16 protein-coding genes and 1 pseudogene are annotated in these 20,876 nt (G+C 35.8%); all 17 read right to left on the bottom strand.

What is annotated here, in order from left to right:
- Position 1 precedes the first annotated feature (1 nt).
- The gene (locus AAGD91_RS04160) at positions 2–175 is read right to left on the bottom strand and encodes a tail protein X (protein ID WP_245611407.1); all 174 of its coding nucleotides are present in this window, start codon (positions 173–175) and stop codon (positions 2–4) included.
- 10 nt (positions 176–185) lie between these two features.
- Positions 186–593: a phage tail protein gene (locus AAGD91_RS04155; protein WP_341820720.1), complete on the bottom strand. Its 408-nt coding sequence runs from the start codon at positions 591–593 to the stop codon at positions 186–188.
- Positions 594–596: 3 nt separating this feature from the next.
- Positions 597–2,768: a phage tail tape measure protein gene (locus AAGD91_RS04150; protein WP_341820719.1), complete on the bottom strand. Its 2,172-nt coding sequence runs from the start codon at positions 2,766–2,768 to the stop codon at positions 597–599.
- Between the two features lie 112 nt (positions 2,769–2,880).
- Complete coding sequence (locus AAGD91_RS04145; RefSeq protein ID WP_065094344.1) at positions 2,881–3,132, bottom strand: phage tail assembly protein; 252 nt, start codon at positions 3,130–3,132, stop codon at positions 2,881–2,883.
- A 16-nt stretch (positions 3,133–3,148) separates the two neighbouring features.
- The gene (locus AAGD91_RS04140) at positions 3,149–3,649 is read right to left on the bottom strand and encodes a phage major tail tube protein (RefSeq protein WP_065094343.1); all 501 of its coding nucleotides are present in this window, start codon (positions 3,647–3,649) and stop codon (positions 3,149–3,151) included.
- 14 nt (positions 3,650–3,663) lie between these two features.
- Positions 3,664–4,851, bottom strand: a complete 1,188-nt coding sequence (locus tag AAGD91_RS04135; protein ID WP_341820718.1) for a phage tail sheath subtilisin-like domain-containing protein — start codon at positions 4,849–4,851, stop codon at positions 3,664–3,666.
- Between the two features lie 11 nt (positions 4,852–4,862).
- The gene (locus tag AAGD91_RS04130) at positions 4,863–5,420 is read right to left on the bottom strand and encodes a hypothetical protein (RefSeq protein ID WP_065094341.1); all 558 of its coding nucleotides are present in this window, start codon (positions 5,418–5,420) and stop codon (positions 4,863–4,865) included.
- Positions 5,421–5,426: 6 nt separating this feature from the next.
- The gene (locus AAGD91_RS04125; RefSeq protein ID WP_341820717.1) at positions 5,427–6,851 is read right to left on the bottom strand and encodes a hypothetical protein; all 1,425 of its coding nucleotides are present in this window, start codon (positions 6,849–6,851) and stop codon (positions 5,427–5,429) included.
- Complete coding sequence (locus AAGD91_RS04120) at positions 6,848–7,042, bottom strand: hypothetical protein (RefSeq protein WP_341820716.1); 195 nt, start codon at positions 7,040–7,042, stop codon at positions 6,848–6,850. The genes AAGD91_RS04125 and AAGD91_RS04120 overlap by 4 nt, the downstream gene beginning before the upstream one ends.
- A gap of 4 nt (positions 7,043–7,046) precedes the next feature.
- Positions 7,047–8,252 (bottom strand): hypothetical protein, encoded by a 1,206-nt coding sequence (locus tag AAGD91_RS04115; RefSeq protein WP_341820715.1) that lies wholly within the window; start codon positions 8,250–8,252, stop codon positions 7,047–7,049.
- 20 nt (positions 8,253–8,272) lie between these two features.
- Positions 8,273–10,201: pseudogene (locus AAGD91_RS04110) on the bottom strand (DUF4815 domain-containing protein).
- Positions 10,201–17,460, bottom strand: a complete 7,260-nt coding sequence (locus AAGD91_RS04105; protein WP_341820714.1) for a neuraminidase-like domain-containing protein — start codon at positions 17,458–17,460, stop codon at positions 10,201–10,203. Before AAGD91_RS04105 ends, AAGD91_RS04110 begins: the two are co-directional and overlap by 1 nt.
- Before the next feature lie 17 nt (positions 17,461–17,477).
- Complete coding sequence (locus AAGD91_RS04100; RefSeq protein WP_341820713.1) at positions 17,478–17,774, bottom strand: hypothetical protein; 297 nt, start codon at positions 17,772–17,774, stop codon at positions 17,478–17,480.
- 25 nt (positions 17,775–17,799) lie between these two features.
- Positions 17,800–18,486, bottom strand: coding sequence for a hypothetical protein (locus tag AAGD91_RS04095; protein ID WP_341820712.1), 687 nt, complete (start codon positions 18,484–18,486; stop codon positions 17,800–17,802).
- 21 nt (positions 18,487–18,507) lie between these two features.
- Positions 18,508–19,725 (bottom strand): phage tail protein, encoded by a 1,218-nt coding sequence (locus tag AAGD91_RS04090; RefSeq protein ID WP_341820711.1) that lies wholly within the window; start codon positions 19,723–19,725, stop codon positions 18,508–18,510.
- Between the two features lie 6 nt (positions 19,726–19,731).
- Positions 19,732–20,529 (bottom strand): baseplate J/gp47 family protein, encoded by a 798-nt coding sequence (locus AAGD91_RS04085; RefSeq protein WP_341820710.1) that lies wholly within the window; start codon positions 20,527–20,529, stop codon positions 19,732–19,734.
- Between the two features lie 9 nt (positions 20,530–20,538).
- The gene (locus AAGD91_RS04080) at positions 20,539–20,874 is read right to left on the bottom strand and encodes a GPW/gp25 family protein (RefSeq protein ID WP_341820709.1); all 336 of its coding nucleotides are present in this window, start codon (positions 20,872–20,874) and stop codon (positions 20,539–20,541) included.
- Positions 20,875–20,876: the final 2 nt, after the last annotated feature.

The raw sequence follows: 20,876 nt of genomic DNA, 5'->3' as shown, positions 1-20,876 counted from the left end.
TTTAATTCCATAGTTTTACTACTTGCTTTTGTATTGCTTTTTGAATTACAGGCAGTTTAATGGTTAACCCTGCAGGAAGAAGCTCATACTCTGCAAGACCAGGATTAGCTTTTAATACAACCTCAACTGTGCCAGAGCTGAATCCATAGTGTCTCCAGCAAATAAAATCTAACATGTCATTTTCTTTAGTTTTGTAGTACATCATTGTTAGCTGCAGTAAAGTCAGTAGTGTTATTTTGTGATGATAAATTGCTATAATGTTTTAAACTTAAATGAAACTCAGTTTTCCTTGGTTCACCATTCGGAAAAAAATATTTCTGTGTTTCTTCTATTTTTACGATAATAAAATGGCCTAAAATGTTACCTTGGCCATCAATAAGTAAAAGAGGTTTCGATGAATTTCGCATATTATTTATTTGCTTCAGCCCTCCTGAATAGATTACTCCTGCAAGCTCAACAATGTCCTCTCCAGGACCAATACTTTGGAGCAATGGCTTTTCCCCAATACGCTCAAGTGCAGGCCAGCGATATTCACTTCTGCGTGTAAAGCCTTGCTCAATTAATGAAAATCTATATGTACCAAGAGATAACATAATTTAATTTATATCGTAAAGTGCGCCACTAAATTGTTCTCTAATTCGTTCCATTACTTCATCAGCAATGCTGCGTGCATTCTGCTCAGGGCTTGAATGAATATTGATACTAAATTGCATTTTGTTTTCTACAGTCTTACTTTGTGCTGTAATGGGGTACTTAAGAGAATCACTGATAACGTTATTTACAGATCTAACTTCTAGTCTAGCCTCATTTTTTTTACTCCATAGATTATTGATTGTTTTAAAAGGCTGAGTAATATTATTCCAAAATTTTCCTACCCAATCAGAAAAAGACTTCCATACAATTTTCACTGATTCCCAGATAGTAACAAAAAAGTTCTTTACTGCTTGCCATTTGGTAATTATCAAAGTTGCAGCAACAGCAATACCACCAATAATCAGCCCCATAGGGTTGCTCATCACGGCAATTGTTAATGCTTTAAATCCAGCAATAATTGCTGGAAAAACTGCAGAAGTAGAATAAAGACCTATTTTTACCAAAGTAATAACAGATCCAAACATTCTCCAAGTAGATAAAAGAGCGAATAAAGAACCTTTTATAAAAGTCCAAGCATATCCAAGAGATATAGCTGCTATTTTAATGCTAATCAACGCTGTAGCAGTACTCGTGATTACTGTAGTCAGTATTGGATATTCTTTTGCATACAGCGCTACTTGTGTAGTTGCTGACTTGAGAAGATTAACAGTAAAATTTAAAGGTGGTAATAATACCGCACCAAGATTCATACCCAATTCTGCTATTGAGTTCTTAAGTAACTGAAGATTATTTGCTGTAGTATTTGCTCTATTTTCAAACTCTCTTTGCATTGAGCCATGATATTCTTCGTTTATTAATCGCAAAGATTTTCTATATTCATCTAGACTACCAGTAAGTAGCGCTATATCATCCTGATATTCAAGACCAAAGAGGTCAAAGAGAACGCTAGAATGTTCTTGCTTATCTAATTTTGCAACTGTTTCTAAGAACTTAAGTAATGTACCTTGTGCATTCTTACCGATTGCTTTCTCAAACTCCTGAGCATTTATTTTTAGCACTTGAAACGCTTTTTGAAAATTGCCACCTTGTTTACTCGCTGTTTGCAACTTGCTGAGCATTGCATTAATCGCCGTACCTGCTTTTTCAGGAGTTTTGCCAAGACTAATGAAGCTACTTGCTAAAGCTCCTGCTTCCATTGCAGTTAAGCCAAATTGCCTTGCTGTACCACCAATCCTGTTTAGCGTTGGAACAATGTCCTGAGCCTTTGCCGCAGTGTTATCAGAGATATGGTTTATCGCATCGCCAACGCTTTTCATTTCACCAATTTTAATTTGATAAATATTAGAAAGTTTAGCAATAGCGTCGCCTGCTTCTTCTGCTGACATATCAAATGCAGTTGCCATTTTGGCCACAGTGTCTGTAAAGATTGTAAGATCTTTAGCTGCAATACCAAGCTGACCACCACTTGCAGTAATTTGCGCAAGTTCTGCTGCAGATAGCGGAATTGTTCGTGACATTTCCTTTAATGTTTCCCCAAGCTTTGTTAAGCCATTTACATCTGTATCTTCAAACTTTACAACTTTCTTTACATCAGCCATGGCACTCTCAAAACTAATTGCAGCCTTAAGTGGTGCTGCAAGGGTGAGGCCAAGTGCCACGGTATCCATGATTTGAGCTCTAAAATTTGCTCTTTGCGCTAAAACTCCCTTACGTTTTTGCATTACGGAATTTAAAGCTGTATAGTTATTTTTAAGCTTTTCAATAGAAGAGCCAAGTTTAGCTTGATCTCCAATAAGAGATTTTATATCTCTACCACTTTTACTGAACTCCGTGCGTAAATGGTGGAGAGCACTTCTTTTTTGTAAATAAGCTGTTTTAGCTTTCAGTGCTGCAGTTTTAGACCTTGTAAACTCATTTTGCAGACTCTTACTTGGTTCTTCTGCGTTTTTTATCTGCTGAGCAAGAGATTTTGTCTTTATTTCTAGTTCATTCCAAGAACGCCTAGCAAGCAGAGCATCGTGGCTTAATTGTTTAAACTTGGATACTGCTTTACTTGATGATTCAAGTTGTTTTATCGTACTACCAATACGAGAAAGTTGCTTCGTGCTACCTGCTATCGTACTATTAAAACTGCTTTGCAGTGTTGCTCCAATTACTATAGAAATTGCCTTCATTTGTATAATTTTCCGCTACTTTCAAACCAAGTAATAAATTCTTCAATATCCATATCAAGCCACTGATTGATTCCACCACCAACCATTGAGCTAAGTGATAATATGCTCAGCCTTAAATCTTCTGCTGAGACAAAAAACCTTGTAACGCTCCCTGAATCTTATTGTAGTCTGCAAGATCAAGTTCTTCTACTGCTTCTCTTGAAATACTTGCAAGATTTCCAATCAGTGCTACTTCTTTCTCTGCATCACTATTACCCATACGTTCAACAGCTAAACGGTCTCGAACTTTTGGACGACGTAGAGTTAGCTCTGAAACTAAAATTCCATCGATTTTTATTGGTTCAGTTAATTTAATTTTTTGCATTATTTTACCCTTTTATTTAAATCCCTAAAGCTGTGCGCATAGAAGTCATTTGATCAACACCATCGATCTTGCGAATCATGTTTTCTGCATCAATTTCAATCAATTCTCTGCCATCAATGGTAAGCTTATAATAGTTGGCAGCAATTATACATTTTAGTGTTGCTTTTTCAGCAGCCTTCCAGTTACCAAAATCAAGTTCCTTAAAGAGCCCTCTTAAGTTAATTACTACTGATTCGGCATCACTACTTCCCTGCAAACCTCCTCTTAAAGTAAGAGAAACAGCATTATTGTTTATCAATCCGAAAAGTCTAAAGAGCTCAGAGTCATATTCAGAAAAAGTGAAATCTGCTTCAAGCTTTTCCATGCCCATATCAATATTTATTGGAATATCCATACCACCAGCTCTGTATTCTTCTGTTTTTATGGTAAGTTTTGGCAAGGTTACTTCATCTATTTTTCCTGCATAACCACGACCATCAACAAATACGTTAAAATTCTTTAGGATCTTTGGTAACATCTCTCTTTCTCCTTTTACAATATTGCGCCACTCACAAGGTGTGACCTGAAAGTAATCTGTTCAGCTGGATATGGTGGCGTGAACTCAAAATCAAAAGACACTTTTCCGCTTGCAATATTTGTTGGTGTATTGAGCTCTGGAGTTGCATAACATTTTCCGCTAATAATCGCCCCTTGCGCTTTTAAATTTGCAAGATAAGAATTTACCCCCTCAATCACATCATCTATATAAGTTTTGGTAATATTTCGATCAACTGCCCATAAATGAGCTCGAAGTAGACTATCGTTGATTAAATCTGCAGTCCTTCTCACTGACAGAAAAGCCCATTTTGAGTCATTTGAACATGTTCTATTTCCCCAAAGCCTATAGCCATTTTGATGAATTATCGTTGTTACTTCATTTTCATTTAAGTGGTTTGCTCTACAATTTGTATTACCGAGCGTAAAATCAATAGGTCTGCTTGTGCCAACAATACCGTTTATCTCTTTATTTGAAGGTGAGTGCCAAAATCCTTGCTCGCTATCTACTTTCGCTATTAAACCAGCTACAAATGGTCTAGATGGCAAAGTTTCTTCTTTTCCTTCAATAAATACCTTAACCCACGGATCAACTACGTAAACTCTTGAGCTACCGATACTCTTACGCCATTTTATTGCTTCTTCATCATTAGTATTTGGACCATCTGCTACTATTATTGCCCTTAGCTTTTCTGCTACTCCTATCAAAGCTGCTACTACTGGGTTTTTAGGATTTTCAGATTCAGGCAATTGATGAGTAAACTGAGGTGCAATTAGTATTCTTGGGGCAACATGTATTATGCTTTCACTGCTGAGGAATGCTTGAATTCCCTGATATTTTCCAGTCTCTTCATCAACTCCACCAATTATATTTTGAATAGCTTCACTTTCTTTGAGCTTTGTATCACTGTTTTCACTTTCTTCAACTCGAATAACTACTACTGTTGCACCAATTTGGGAAAATATTCCGTTTATTGCAGAAGGTAGTGTTCCATTTTTCCCAAGCTTTGCTGCTTCCTTTAAGCTTCCTGCTATCAGTACTGGTTTATTCAGTGGAAATTTTTGCTCATCAGCTTCAGGGGCAGTACCAATTACACCTATCACTGATGATTTAGCTGTACGTACTGATCTTGCTCCTGAGGTTACCTCAATAACCTTTACTCCGTGTAAAAATTCTTCTGGCATTTCTTCCCTTTTTAACTTTCTTGCATTGTTTTCCTGAAATCATCGAGCAAAGTCTGTAGCTCTTCTTCACTTTTGACTTCTTTAATTTTCTTCTTGGCGATGTCTTCCAATTCTTCACATTTCATTATTTCTTTTACTGCTTTTTTTGCCTTCTCTTGAATTATTTTTGCCATCTCTACTACTGAAATTCCTCTCACTCTTGCTAAAGGCTCTATAATTGCTGCATCTTTTTTATTTATAGATTCTGGTGCTGCTAGAATGTTTTTTGCGGCTTCTGCTTGAATCTCATAAGATTTAGCTTTTTGGTGAGAATTCCCTGCATATTGGTTAATATAGCTATCATAATAAAAACGCATACTATCAAATGCACAAAGCTTCGCATTATCCAGCAACTCCTTTTGTATATCTTCTTTAGTACGCTCAACAATTTCTCCTCTTTCAATTAATCGATAACTCTTTTGCCAGTCGAAATTCTTTGGTGCTTCATACCAATCATTCCCAGTTGGCTTATTTTCAAGTACTGTTACTTCTATCTGTTTGTTATTTTCAAATCTAATATAAATTGGCATTATTTGCTACCTCCAGAGCTCATAGGTTTCAGATAATCCTGGACATTGCCAAGCCTTTAGTGTTCTCTCTACATCTACCTCAAGCCCTGTGGTCAGAAAATTGCTACGTAAGTTATATATTCCCCACTGGATAAATTGACCATAGTTGTGTACATAATTTGATGCAAGCATACCTTGACTAACTTGTGTTCTAGAATATAGATAAGATGATGTGTAAAGTAACATAGCAACTGTTTTTCCTGCTGGAATTTCTACATTGCCAGATCCGGCCAATTTGCTATTAGAGCTCGTGTATTGGTAAACATTTTTCCATATTATTTTCGAAATTATTGATTTACTAGCATTGGTATTATCTGGTGTTCCCACAAATAATCCTGCACCCCCATACTCCGTACTAGAGTATGATGATCCAACAAATTCTATTGTTTTATTTATGTTCACATTCGTTGTATTTTTTATAAATACTACTCCAAGTGCAGCATATGGGTAATAGTATATCTCATCATAACTACCCGAAAAACTTTTTGTGCATAACTCTCCGTAAATAAATGTTCCTTTACTTCCCTCTATAAAACTTAGTTGTCTTGGCCGATAAAAACTAACGTAATCTGTATCGTATGTATGGCTACCTGCTAGTAATTGCAACATATAGTCGGTTTTACTACTCCACTTTCCAAGCTCTGTTGTAAAAGTTCCGTGGCCAAAGTAATTATTTTTTCTTCCAAGTACACCAAATAAGAAAGGTAATGACCCTGGTTCAACCATATTGCGCTTTCTTATTTCTTGTGTAAGCGACACTTTCAGCTCATCATCTCTAGTTTTTATCTCGTTTGTAAGGGATGTTTTTAATTGGTTATCACGAGTTTCTATTTCCCTAATAATTGATGAGCCAGATGGTACATTATTAACAGCACGAAAATCTTCTACTAAACCTTTAAGACCATCTTTATGACTATTACTAATGCTATTTATTGCTGCAATATTGGCATTCTTTCTCGTATCAAGTAGCGATAAATTTGTTGTTCCTTTTTCATCAATTCTCTTTAATAACTGCTTCTCTGATTCAGAGATCACTGCTAAAGAACTAGCTTTTTTATTATCCAGATCAGTTAAGTGTTTTTTTGCACTATCAAGAAGTTCTTTTAGCTTACCATCTGTCATCTGCACAATTTCAGAAACCGAACTTTTATCGACTATTGATTCCAATGCTTTAGCAAGATATGCAAGCTGATCTGGAGTGCTGTTTGCTACTAAATCCTTAAGTCTCTTTTGTAGTGCATCAATTATTTCTTTTATTTTAGTCATTTGCACAATGTCAGAAATAGCTTTTTTATCTGCTATCAATTCCAGAGATTTTGCAAGATATGCCAGTTGATCTGGAGTGCTGTTTGCTGCTAAATCCTTTATCCTTTGGTATATTGCTTCTTTCATTCCCAAAAAGTCAAAAAAGTTTCAAATCTAAATCGTTTAAAATTATTTTTTAGTTGATTATGCTCATCTTCTCTTTCGGTAATATCTTCATCTATTTTCTCAATTGTGGTACGGATACGAACAACATCTTGCACAGCAATGTTTTCTGGATGAGGCAAAGAGTATCCTCTACTTGTTTTATCATCTGACATTCTGCTAAGTGATAATGATTCGTAGATTTTTGACTTTAGGACGATAGACAACTGTTCCACTTAAAACCAATTTTATCCTTGTCTCATTGGCGTTAAAATTTGATAGCACATGAGTTCTCTCTACCCAATTTTCCCCTATTGGTTTTCCCGAGGTTAAATTTACTAGCTGCCATTTTTCTCCCCCTCCCACGCTTTGTTCTACATATGCTTTAACGTCTGCAGTGCCGGGTATGAGCGCATCATATGTTACGGTAATCTTAGTGTTAGTTCCTGCTGTAATGCTTCTCGTTACATAATCTCCAGACTCTGAAAGATCACCCATAACTAACTGTAACCCAGGATAAAGAACTGGACTTTTTTCTTGCCCTCCTTTTAGGCTTGCTTTTACCGTTAATTCCCCATTTATTCTTTCACGCAGTGCAAGCGGCAAATTATCAGACAAAAAGTTTTCTTTTCCTTCTTCATCTGTTAAGATAAATTCTACATTGGTATCAAATGCTACTTTTTCAACATTTGTTAAAACTATTAAATCTGATACATTATTTACAGTAACTTTACCAAGATCAATAATGTGAGAAACTTCGCTAAATTTTGCAGCTAGTAATCGAAACGTTAAATCTAAGTTCTGATGTGGAGTCCACGTACTTGCATTGCTTGATGAAAGTAATACTCCTACTTGATATGGCTGACTTGTTACCCAACGGCTATTTACTGCATCATATTTGCCAAGTTCTGCTATTTTTACTGCAGTACCCGGATCATCAGTAAGCAGTACTATTGCATACTCTTGTCCTGCATGGCAAAACACTGGTGACCAAGTAATACGTGTTGCCGTACCATCTATCTTTATATCTTTTGGCTCAATATAGCTTTCAGCAATGACAGTCTGCGAGGGCATTCCCACTGCTGTTTCTCTAATCTGCACAACAACACGTTTTTTGCCTTTATTTACAAACCATAGCTCCACGCCTCCTATGTGCCTACTTTCATTTAGAGTAAATGTTTGCGCTAAAGGATCAACTCTTCTTGCTGCGATAACTCTTCTTCTTTCCTCTATGGTAATTGTTTTTTTACCAGTATACGTTGCTTCTCCATAACTGCCTTTATCACCGAAGAACTGCACTAACTTAGTCCCAGCAGGAATGTTTCTTGATACAGTAAATCTTCCTTTTATTTTTCCTCTGTTATCAGCAATAAATGTTGCGATCATGTTTTTCTTTCAAATATTTTCTATGCTTGAGGTTGAATAAAAATTCCATCAAACTTTAATTCCTTAAGCTTTTCACCAGTTGCAAAACCTTCAATCTCAAAATTTTGAGTTGCTTCTCGCATAAATTCAGTTTCGTATTAGGTACTTGACAGCAGCTCTGTTGTTTCTTTAACATTAAATACTCTGGTTACTGGACTTTTCCAATTTGTTTTTACCTCCGTCCAGTGATCAATATTTTTATTTAAAGTAATTTGTGCTGGTACTGGATCAAAAGCTTGGTATGGATTGATCTTTTCTCCTTTGGTCTGTAAAAGCTGCTCCAGTACCGGTTCAAGTTCATACGGCAACAAATAAGTTTTTTCTCCCCCATCAATATCAGCAATAGTTACATCTATTGGTAAAATTAGTTCCTTATTTACTATTGCTGCAGACTGTGAAATTCCTTGATCACGCATATCATCATCAAAGAATGGGTCAACAAATACTCCTTTTTTGGTGGTAAGTTCTCTTGAATTTGCATCACTGCGTAAACGTTCCTGTGCAACTAGCGCATAAAGATCATTTATTCCCTTCTTCATTGCTTCAAGCTCGTTCATTGGCACAGCATGGATAGCATTATTCACTATTTTTACCCCTTCGCCTTTTTTCCACGTCTGATGAATGTAGCAGAGCAAAAGCTGTCCAGAGGGAGCTTTAGGCATCGATGGTCTCCAAGAATGGGAAATTCCTTTTATTCTCCTTACCACTCCTTTGCTATCGATAGTAATTAAATCATAGCGGGGCATTTTCCAGGTGTAGTCAATCAGAACCAAACTGTTATCAACTGCACCTCTTACTTTACATCCCTCTTCGCTTATATCTTCAGGACTTATATGAGTGCGACAGCGATAGGTTATTAGGTAACTACTTCCAGGAGCTGGTTCTTTGCCGGGTAATGACCAATCAATATTTCCTGCGTTTAGTTTATAATCTACACTATTTTCATAAATAACATTACCTTGTTTAATTTGAATAATTTCAAGTACTGCAGAGTCAGGTATTGGATCAACAGCTCCTGAATATGAACCATGAGTAATGGTAATGGTTTTTTGAACAGTTATATCTACTTTTTTGATTTCACTTATTGGAAAATCATTAACTTTAAGTTCCATTACTTTTTGGCTATTTGGCTGAAAAGTATGTGGTTCTGATTCAACTGATTTTATATCTGGATCTTCATCAAAAGAAATGCGAATACTGTGAGGTAACTCAATCTCATAGCCATCAACATGAGCTTTGCCCTCATTAATCACAAATATTTTTTTTCCTCCTTCCCCCTCTTCCTTTTGCAGGAACATTACTTCAAGGCCATTTACAACATAGGAACCATTTGCTTCTTTGTCATAACGAGCAAGAGCAGTAGTTACTATATTTGCTTGTGGTGGCGGTGAATGTTCTATTAATACTCCATTTTCAATATTGTAAATTGGATAAAACTCTCCTTCAGAAAAACGTGGAGAAAGACCTTCATATTGATAACCCCAAATGGTGGAAACTTTAAGTCTTGCTGCTCCTACTTCCTGATAGTTTCTTGTACCAACAGCAGGATCACGAAGATTTTCATCCTCAAGCTCTGTAATAGTAGATTCTAGATAATAAACACCTATACGAACTGTGGTACTCAGTGGAATAATAAATTCTTCTTTTTCGACTTTTCTAACTGCTCCACGAAGATAGATTTTTCCTGATTCAAGCGTAACTTTACCAGTTTCTCTATCTATAATACAATTGCTTCCTGTTATAACATCACCATCACGAAATATTGCATCGCCTATGCCTTTAAGCTTAGAGAGAGCATACTCCTGAGTCTCGTTTAATTCTGCAGATTGCAAACCTCTTCCAGCAAGAAATAAGCTTTTTTCGTATTCTTTGTCAGGATTAAAGCGGTTATAATATCTGTTAAGTGTCATCAATTAACCTCTGCCTTATAAGGTATTATTACCATAATCTCCTCTATTTTATCTGCATTAGTTGCTTTAATGACCCAATCGCTTTCTAGTTGAGTTACGCTTACTTTATGGGTATTTCTATCCCAAACATTACTACCAAGTTTTATATCCACCTGACTTTCATCTGAGATCTTTGGTATGAGGTAAATACCGTTGTAACTTAAATCAATTTCTGGGTTTTTGATCTCAGCGGGAAAAGTAGGTTTAAACTTAAGCTCTGATGATCGTTTAAATCTTTGCCACTCTTCTTGATCAAACTCGCTTAACTTTACTGCCAGCATATCATAATAGTACTTCAGTTTTGGCAGAGCTTTTACTTTATCACAGAGCTCCTCGCCACCATCAAACGCAGTATAATCAAGATGAACAATTACATCAGAAACTTTCGTAGCATTTCGCAGTTTCAATATCCAATCAGATACCGCCCCTGTGCCTTCAAATGGCAGATAACGTTCATCATTGAAGTTTAATTCAAATAATCCACTATCTGCTTGGTTTCCTTTTGATATTGCTATCTGTTGACCTGTTTTCCAATTTACCCTTATCGACTCATTTGATTCATCACTTTCACCAAGTAATGATTTTATTGCCTCAATATCAGGTTTAAGTACCACTCTGTTGCTTGTTTGCTGCAAGGTAGCATGAATGTCTTCATGAGCTGCTTTAATAGTAATTCTTATGTTCTTAATCTTACGGCAATAATGACCTGGAAAATCAAGATCAAACATTTTTTCTGTTAATGAAAACTTACAACTACCTTTAGTTTTTAAGTCATTAATTGCAATAGGGTTTAAAGGTATGGTCTTAGTAATTTCTAGAGCTCTTTCATTGTTATCAAGATACTCTTTGGCCATTTGCTCAAGAGCAAACTTCAAGCTATAACCTGCAAGTAATCCTTCTTTTAAACTGTTCCAAGAGCTTGCTGTAATAAATACTCTATCGTTATTCAACTCATACTGATAAGTTTTTTCCACTTGTTTTACCATCTCCAAGGCCATCTTATAAGCTTGGAAATATATTATCGCTATTTGCCCTTTCATCCAGTCATAGAGCTCTTTACTTGTAAACTTACTTTCGAAGAATTCTCTTTTTTCCTGGTTTTGCTTGATTGACTCTTTATGTACTTTTAGTTCTTGTTCAGCAATGGCTTGATTAATTTTATTAGCTTCTATTGTATGGCTAATCTGCTTAGCATCACAGGTAGCTAACTTTTTCTGTAAATCCCAATCCTCATCACGTCTTTGATAACTTGCTATAATGTTGCATAATTCAGCACCATCTCTCATATTGTCTGCTAAGGCACTGACAGATTCTGCTCCTGCTTCTACGGAAAAACCGGGATGAAAACCGCCATTAGAAAAGCCAAATATTGTAGGTGTCCAATGAGTTAACGCTGCAGCTCCAAATGTACCATAAGCTCCAAGTCTTGTTGCAATTGCTCCAGAACGCAAAGTTACTCCTGTTAATTCAAGAGCTGATAAACCATGGAGTAATCCACTGAGAATTGGTAAATCAGAAAATACACCAGAACTAATTGATTTTTCATAATGCGATCTACGCTCCTCAGCATTATTTAAACTTGCACTTAGTGCATCTTTTTCTTTCTTTAAGGCTTCTATGGTCCTTTCTTTAACCGATGAGATTAAATTACTGATTATTCCTTCTTGTTTATTGAAAAGGATGGTCAATGCTTCAGCATCTCTTTTTTCCAGAACATCAAGTAACTCTGAGCCAAATTGCATCACAGTTTCAACTATTGATTTTGCATAACTCACCATCTGACTGAATCGATAATGTGGTAGTTGTATTTGTGGTAATTCTACAGAATAGCCTCCAGTTGCTACTGATAGTTGCTTAGGATTAAGCGGCGGCTGGAATAAAGGCGGTACTGCTTTTTTGCCTCCCATATCTAAACAATGTCTTATCTTGTATAAACGATCTTCAACTTTATCCCAAAGATCAATAAAGCTCTTGTTTTCAGGCGTGCAGAAGTAATTGCTGTATTTGATAAGATCATGAGCTTCATCAGATTGAACTTCAGGTTGTGAACCACAGGGTAGTTCTGTTTCCAGTTGCAATAAATCATGCTGTTTTAATTCATTGAAGGATTGAGGCTGAACTGAAAAATTTCCTTTTTTAATAGGTTTTGGGCCAAGTAAATCCCAAGCTCTAATGTATAACATCGTAGCTTGATTTAATGCTTCCCAAGACCCTTTAGCAAAGAGCATATCTCCCCAATCGATGAGATTGTTTACGTAAGATATGATGATGTACTTTTCAAATGAAGTTACATGTTGTTTTGCAATGGTGTATGGGTCAAATGGATCAATTGCTAATTCTATAGTAGTTTGCGTATCACTCAGTGATGCAACGATATTATCACTGTTATGCTCTTCAAAAGGCAAAAACTGCCATGCTTTATCATTGGTAGGGTTGAAGATATATTGATACCATTTTCTTGCTGTAGCAAAATCCTGTTCTCGATTTAAATGCCATGCAGTCAGCATTGGTATATGAAAGAATATCTCCCACAGATAAAGACCATAGGCACCACTAAAATCTAAAAGATCACTTGGACGATGAACAACACTATTCGTTGGGTTAAATCTTTCGAATTTAAGTTGTTCTATTTTCTGCGACTCTAAAGTTAAAATTCTCTTTGGCCCACCAGCATAAGCTTTTTGACGTAAATCACGCATATTGCCAGTGATGTTTAACCTCGTAAAAGAGAATTTTATATCTTTAAAATTAGACTTTGGGGTTTCGCTAATATATTCAAACTCAAGTTTATCCTTATTTATCTTATAAGTTGATTGCTCACTAATTGCAGATAAGTTGTAATCTTTAGGTAAAAGCAAGAAAGATTCACGAATATTTTCACGCTCTAAGTTACCTTCAACAATGAACCAGCCTGGTTTGTTTATTACTTGCTGTGATAAGGACTTTTTAAAATCATCTAACAATATTAATTGCTTAGTAGAGTCATTTTCATATAAAAGTGTAGCATTACCATCTTTATTGGTAACATTGGTCTCAAAGATATTTTTGGTTTCTCCTAAAAGAAGCTTATCACTATTCTTAATTGCATCATAAGATGAATACTGGATCTTATCTACTGTTATTTCATACTTCAACATATTTTTGTTTTCATCAGAGCCGATAAATGTTATTTTATTGCCTTGAATAATGTGGCTATACAAATGTTTAATTTTAGTAGTTCTAGCTGTCCATACATCAGTTTCGTCATCATAAATATCTATTTTTGAAGCATCAAATTTGTTAAAGAAAATAGCCTTCTTGCCTACTACTACGCTTTTTTGGAAGGTTGTGCTCTCTTGGCCACCGGCACAGGTTATCCAACTTTTGGTTTCGCCATTATAGATATCTATTTTTTTAGAACCTAAACCACCAAAAAAAATAGCTTTCTTGCCCACTACTGCTACTGCTACATATGTTCGTTCTTTACTAATGCTATGAGTTGACCACTTTTTATCAATTGCCTCATCATCATAGATGTCTATTTGTGATGGATGATCATAAACACTAATATCACCTGCATCACCACTAAAGAAAATAGCTTTTTTACCGACTACTGCAACTGCTACATTCATTCTTGCTTCACTGGCAATATGAGTTGTCCATCCTCCAGTTACAGCATCGTAAATGTCTATCTTTGATGAGTATCCACCTTTGCCCATACCTCCAAAGAAAATAGCCTTCTTGCCCACTACTGCTACTGCTGCACCTTTTCTTGCTTCGCTAGTAATATGAGGTGTCCACTCTCCTGTTTCATCGTCATAGATATCTACTTTTGGAGAGGGGTTATAAAATTTCTCACCACCAAAGAAAATAGCCTTCTTGCCCACTACTGCTACTGCTGGATTGTGCCGTGTTCCACTGGCAGTATGAGTTGTCCACCCCCCTGTTTCACCATCATATATATCTATTTCTGGAGATTGACTAGTACAAAAGAAAACGGCTTTATTGCCGACTACTGTAGCATCTGATCTATACAATGGATTGCCTTTCATAAGGCAGTTTGTCCATTCTTTAGTTTTGTCATCATAAATATCTATTTTTGAGGAATAACCATCCTTGTTCTTACCCCCAAAAAAAATGGCTTTCTTGCCCACTACTGCTACTGGTACAAAAATTCGCCCTTCACCAACAGTATGGGATGACCGTTCTCCTGTTTCATTGTCATAAATATTTACTTGTGAAGAGTATTGATCATCATCAATTTTACCCCCGAAGAAAATAACTTTATTACCAATGACAGCTTTTGATGAAAAAGGTAAAGGATCAAATTTTTTCTTTAAGTCAACAGTACAAGTTTTATAAGGAAAGGTATTAATAAACTTTCCTTTCTGGTTCTCACTGGCAACTAAATCTTCATCAAGAGTAAATAGATTAGACGGGCTTTCACTATCAAACTTTGTTTCACCTATAATAACTACAATCCGTCTTTCTTCTCCACCTTGTTCTTTTAGATAAAAAACTGCTACTTTCTTCCAGTATAATTTTTTTGCTTCATCAACTGGATCTATTTTAATATCGCTTGCAAGCTTTTGTGGTGCTGTCCAACTGCCACTTGGCTTTTGAAATATGTAATTAATCATTGCATCAATTCTTTTTTCGTTATCTTTCCCTTTTTCAATTTGCTGCACCCAAAATATAAATAATCTGTTAAATGCATATATTGGTGTTACTGTTTCAACTGGAATTGACGCTTCTATTTTCTCCCACGCAGTCCAGTAAAGTATCTTTTGGTTTTCTTCATCAAATACTGCTGTGCGGTAATAATAATCGTATGGTTGCGCAAGTGTTCTGCCAATAACGTACAGTGTATTTTTTTTATCTACTCTTTCAAAACAGCTATCAACTATCTTTAAGCTGGTTACTTGTTCAAAATCTTCAAAATACTTCATGTATGCATCACTTACTCCTTCATCGGTGATATTTCCTTGCATGAGAGTATTTTGCAGCTTTTTGTATTCTGGGGCGACTATTTTACGTAAAGTTGGATTTAAGTAGTTTTCTGGATATAATTTTATCTTATTGCTTGCTTCCCATTCACGATAACTAGACAGCCACTTCCATTTTTCTTCGGTGAATTTCTCATCAACCTTTATACCCTCTTCTATCTTCATCATAGCGCGATGAATGTAAAGTTGGACACTATTCAGTGCTGCTTTAATCGGCGAAATCTTTGAACATTCACTCATTTCAACATCCATTAGCAAGAATCCATAGAGATCCCTCATGTTTTTCAGGTCTTGATTGATATGTATCATGTACCTTGCGAGAATATCCCGCTTTTCTCTTGCTAAATGTCCTTCGTCTTTTTCAGTAATGAGCTCTAAATCTCGAGCAACATCGGTGTATTTATTCCACCCATTACTTACTTTTAAATTATATAAATCCTTGAGCTTTAGTAGAATTTTGATGTTTATCTCCTTTATATCCATGAGAGGTTTAATCTTCATCAGAGAGCCTACTGGATCTTGCTTCTCAAAACATGGCCTAAATATTTTGACCTCTTTAATAGCTTCTAGCGTATCTTGATTCCAACCAGTTAGCTGAACCATTTTTTCTATTATTTTGTCACTTTTGTAGTCATTTCCATATAGCCAGCTTATGTATCCTGGCAACTTAGAATATAATCCCTTTAGTGTTCTATAGTTTGCTAAAGTCTTGATCTGCTCAATTGACCAGGTTTCTTGTCCTCCATATGCACTCTTGTAATTTGCAATACTCTCTACTTCAAATTTTAATGTTGTAAATACATCTATATTATGAAGAAACTTTTCTAAAAATCCTCTGTCTGAAAATGATTGCGAATTCTCTGGATCAGCAGTAAATGTATAAATAGCATCTAGTATTTCAGGTTGAATATTACCTACAAACTTATACACCTCGTTGTAGAAACTTTGCTGATCTTTTACTCCTTGTACTGAATTGTGCAATTGTTCTGCAAGTTGCTTGCTTGAGGCAGGATCAATCAATCTGCGTATTTGCTCTGTCGTAATTGCATGTTTTGTTAGCCAATCATTAAACTCAACTACATTGTCTTGATTTACTCCTTCTATCTTTAATTGTGATAAGAGCTCTGCTATTGGTATGTTTACTAATCTTGCAAGCAGAACTTGTTTGTATACTTTTAAAATTTTTTCTCCGAATACCTCTTGATCATTGTGGTAGTTAATTAAAGAAGTTAATTCATTAATATTTACTCCTAAAATATTTTGTAATGTACTATAGTTACTTGCTGTGGCAGCTAAATCTTTGAGGCTTTTTTGACTTAGAAGTGCTTTAAATTCTGGTAAACTGTCAATTTTATTTGATATACCCTCTGGTAGACTATCAGCATACAATGCAAATATTTTAGCTAAAGGTTGTTGAAATTTTTCATGTAGATTTTTAATCTTTGCTATTTTTTTCTGATCAATTTTACCCTCACTTAGTGCTTGAGTTAACTCATCAAATGACCAATTAAGTTTGTTCGCTAAACGAATAAAACGATGTAAAAAGCTCAGTGCTTGATTATCAAGATTATTTATAACTTGTTCTTTGCGTTCATCTATAGTTTGTCCTGTAATAGTAAGTGTTATTGAACCTTTAATTTTATTATAGCTATCAAGTAATGGCTGAAGCTTATCGTGTTCTATACCTGTTTGTACGATAAATTTATCAACATTGTTCAATTGATTTATTTCTCCTTCTGTTATTCCATATACTTCTCTTAAATAAGCTTCTGTTTCATTATCAGACGTAATTACTTCATATTCTTCTGGGGAAAGGCTTGAAAATTCTGCATCAGTGTCAGCATTTGCAATGAGTATTTTATATATCTCTGCTAAGCTTGTCTTATGCTTCTTAAGATAAGCACGTATACTCATTAGTGGAAAATTTGCTGGAAGGTTAAAAGGATATTTGGCAGTTGCAAGTTTACTTAGAACATCATTTCCAAGATCATGCTTTAGCTTTTCCTCCATTATCTCATTTACGATTTCAAGATATAACTTCTCTTTGTTAGTATTATCGCAATCTAGTTTTATGCAGTAGAGATCTGGACGACGTTCCTTAAGTAATTCAGGTGGACAAATATATTTATTAACTATTTCCAATAACTTAACCAGATAAGCTGCAGGACTTAGTACTGATTGGCAACTTTCGCACTGATTGTAATTATCGGTATTAAAGATTTTTGGTATATGCATGTTTTCCCCTATAAATTTTAATGTATGTTGCAGCAGTGTTGAGCTCGATAATGAGGCTCAGAAATTTCCTTAGCATTTGCTACATAAACTGAGATAAACTTCTTCCTAGCTACAGCTTTTTTGTAGATATCCCGTGCTGTGCTTTCTAGAAATGTATCTTTTACTGCTTCAACAAACCTATCTTCAGATAAGTCAGTAATCTTAAATGCTGAGTCATATAGAAAATTGCCGTTATCTTCAAAACTGAGTAGCTGCTCAGCAGTGGAATCATCAAGTCCTATCTTCTGCAAACGAGTAAGCGCATCTTTTGTCATTTCTTTTTCTCCTTCCATAAAATTTTTAAAATGTAACCACAAATGAAAAAGTTTCACGAGTTGCTACGGTTCTGATAAGTGGTACCGTGTGTTCAAGTACCAATAAAATTCCCGGGTCTTCAATATCCTGTGGTTCAAAATATCTCTGCCCAGGAGGTAAATTTTCCCTAAGCTTTGTACCAACCATAACCCCTAGTTCCCTTATCACTTGATTTGCTGCGTCCGTGAAATCGAAAGTAAATTTAAGGTACAAGTTATTGGTTGGTACAGCAGAAGATTTAAACCTCCCTGAGGGAGTAACAAGCTCTCCGTTTTCATCACCCACGCAGAAGAGCATCTCATCAACAACACGACGTCCAACTTCCTTAATTAATGTTGCAGAAGTGATGAGTTCTGGTGGTGTATTTTGAGTATACTCTATAGTGATTACGCTATCTGCTATAATTGCACCATTTTCTACACGCTCAATAGCGCCTGCGCTACTATCAACTATATAATCTATGCTTGACTGATAAATTGTTTGCCCTGTATAAACTTTTACATTTTTAATAGTGTGGTGATCTAAACTTATCTTGCCGCCTGCTGTAAAAGTTTTTTCAACTTTGTAGCTGCTTTCCCAGGTAGAATCTCCAGATCCCCAAGCAAGATGTATTGGTTGCTCTTTTATGCTCGCAGCAATAGCTGCTCTGCCTGATTGTGTGAGTACTGACATAGTTGATTTGTGTAGTTGATATTATGTATATACAAGATCCGTGGAAAAAACGTCCAATTTTTTTGCAATAATAGGATCAAAATCTTTCCAAGGGCGATTTAAGTGGCGATGTTCATGCCAAGTAACCATACCTAGATAGAATGCTGCTACGTAATTTTCTAGCTCATGAATGGGATCTTTCTGTTTTGAATCTGAATCATTTTGACAATCAACATGATATTCCATTAAATTAGACTCTATTATTCTTTGATCAGTAAAACTCTTTGCTTCGTAGTAATAAGTTATACTAAACCGCTCTAAAATCGGTGTGCATCGAAAGTTCCAAATTTGCTCAGAAAGTTTATCTTCACTTAAGTGAAATGTATGCTCTATTTCTTCATAAGTAGTTGATGCAAAACAAGCATTTATATCCCCTAAATTCCAACTATCTGACAATACTATCAATGCTTTAGCAAACTTAATTTCTGGCAATAAACTCTGTGGTAGAGGATATAGTGCTTTTAAGTTATACCACTGATGACTTCTTTCATATATACCGTTGTAATTCTTCGTGTGAAGCTCTGTTTCTCCTAATATTGCAACATCTAACCTATATAAATCATTACTGTAGCTTCTATCATAATGTGATCTAAAAGTGCCAAATTTAAATCTTGGATTTCCTATTTTCAGTTCAAATGAGTTTTTTCTTCCAAACGATAACACTGGCCCTTCTTTTGCTATTTTTACACCTGAGTAATCTGAAAGAAGATCTCCAAAAATACTTTCATCGAACATAAACCGCTGAGCATTGTAATAGTCATTGAATATTCGCATTAATCGAGATCTTGCCGGTGCAGAAAGTTTTGCCAGAGCAATTACACTATCGACAAAAAAGTCATTAGGAACATCAGAGATGCCAATTTGAAATTCAGCAAAATGCTCTCCTGGTGGTTCTTCTTGAATGGTAATATTATCAATGTTTGCCCACTTCAGCGCCATCTTCAGTGACTGTGGTGTACCGCGCAAACGTTGAAATCTTATTCCGTTTTGCTTAGCTAAGACCCATTCTTTTAATGCACTCTTAGTAGCTTTCTTACCCCAGGATAAAATTTCTCCCAAGCCGTATTCCGCTACTAGCCACGGCAACATTTCAGTCTGTGGGTTAAATTTAAATCCCCGTAGAGAATTTGCATCAAGAGAATAATTAATTATGTCTGTAAGTATTTGCTCTTGCTTTGAAGCATTTGGAGGAAGTATCACCAATTTTTACCTAACACTTAAATTATTTAAAGTAACGCATTCATTATTTTCTACAGTGATATCTTCTCTCGGCTCTGTAACTTCTATATTTTGCACACCTTCTGCAAAAAGGTGGGCAATAATCCATGATCTGGTAACATTCCACCCTAACCCTTTAGCAGATTCAAGATCTTTGACAAATTGTTCTTTTGCAGCTTCGATAACATCTTTTGATGCAGTAGGATAAATATGCACTTTAGCATGAATAGTAATGGGAATAATACCACAGCCAATAACTGTTAGCGTATCTGTTAACACACGAATATCGTCACGAACAACGTGACTTCTGACGATCTCTAGTAATTCTTCCGAAGGCACACCATCATTTTCTGTGGAAAGTATTGAAATCTGTACGCTTCCTGGTATCGGCGATACTACTTGCGCATCTTTTACTCTTGTGTCAGCAGATAATGCATGATAACGATAATGCTCTTTGCTTCCTGCTGTTGACCAACCAACAATTTTGGCTTTTACCCGCTTTCTTAAGGATTCATCATTCTCTGACTCCTTTCTCAGCACACCATAAAATTCAGCCAAGTGATCAAGGTCATTACCTCTTGCAAAAGCAAGTAAATTTGCCTGTGCTGCAGCATTAATCCTTTGCCTAAGCAAAAGTTCACGCCAGGCTGCTACTTCCAGTATCTTTATTGCTGGATCACTCTCAGTTAGCGCAGAAAAACTTGCATCTCGACGCACTAACTCTTCTTTCATGCGAGAAAAGACTTTCTCAAATTTTAATGTTTCGACAATATTTGGTGTTTTCATCCTACTACCTTATACTATAATACCATCAAGGCGGATCGGCTTTCCATTTGGCAGATAGATTCCTTCTAAAATGAGAGTTACTTTACCTTCTTTTATTTCTGTTATTTGTACACGTTTAAGCTTAAATCGACGCTCCCACTTTTCCAGTGCTTCTGCAACTGCTGCATAAAGTTCTTGTGCAAAACCAGGTACAATTGGCTGATCAATCAGCTCAAATAATCTTGATCCATAATCTCGGCGCATAACACGAGTGCCAATTGGTGTGGTTAAAATATCAACTATTGATTGTTTTAAATGTTCTATACCGCTTATTGTTTTGCCAGTTTCAGAACTCATACCATGCATAT

The sequence above is a fragment of the Wolbachia endosymbiont (group A) of Myopa testacea genome (assembly GCF_964027115.1).
Taxonomy (GTDB): domain Bacteria; phylum Pseudomonadota; class Alphaproteobacteria; order Rickettsiales; family Anaplasmataceae; genus Wolbachia.
Note: the sequence above shows the minus strand (reverse complement) of the source record. Positions and strands in the feature narration are given on the sequence as shown.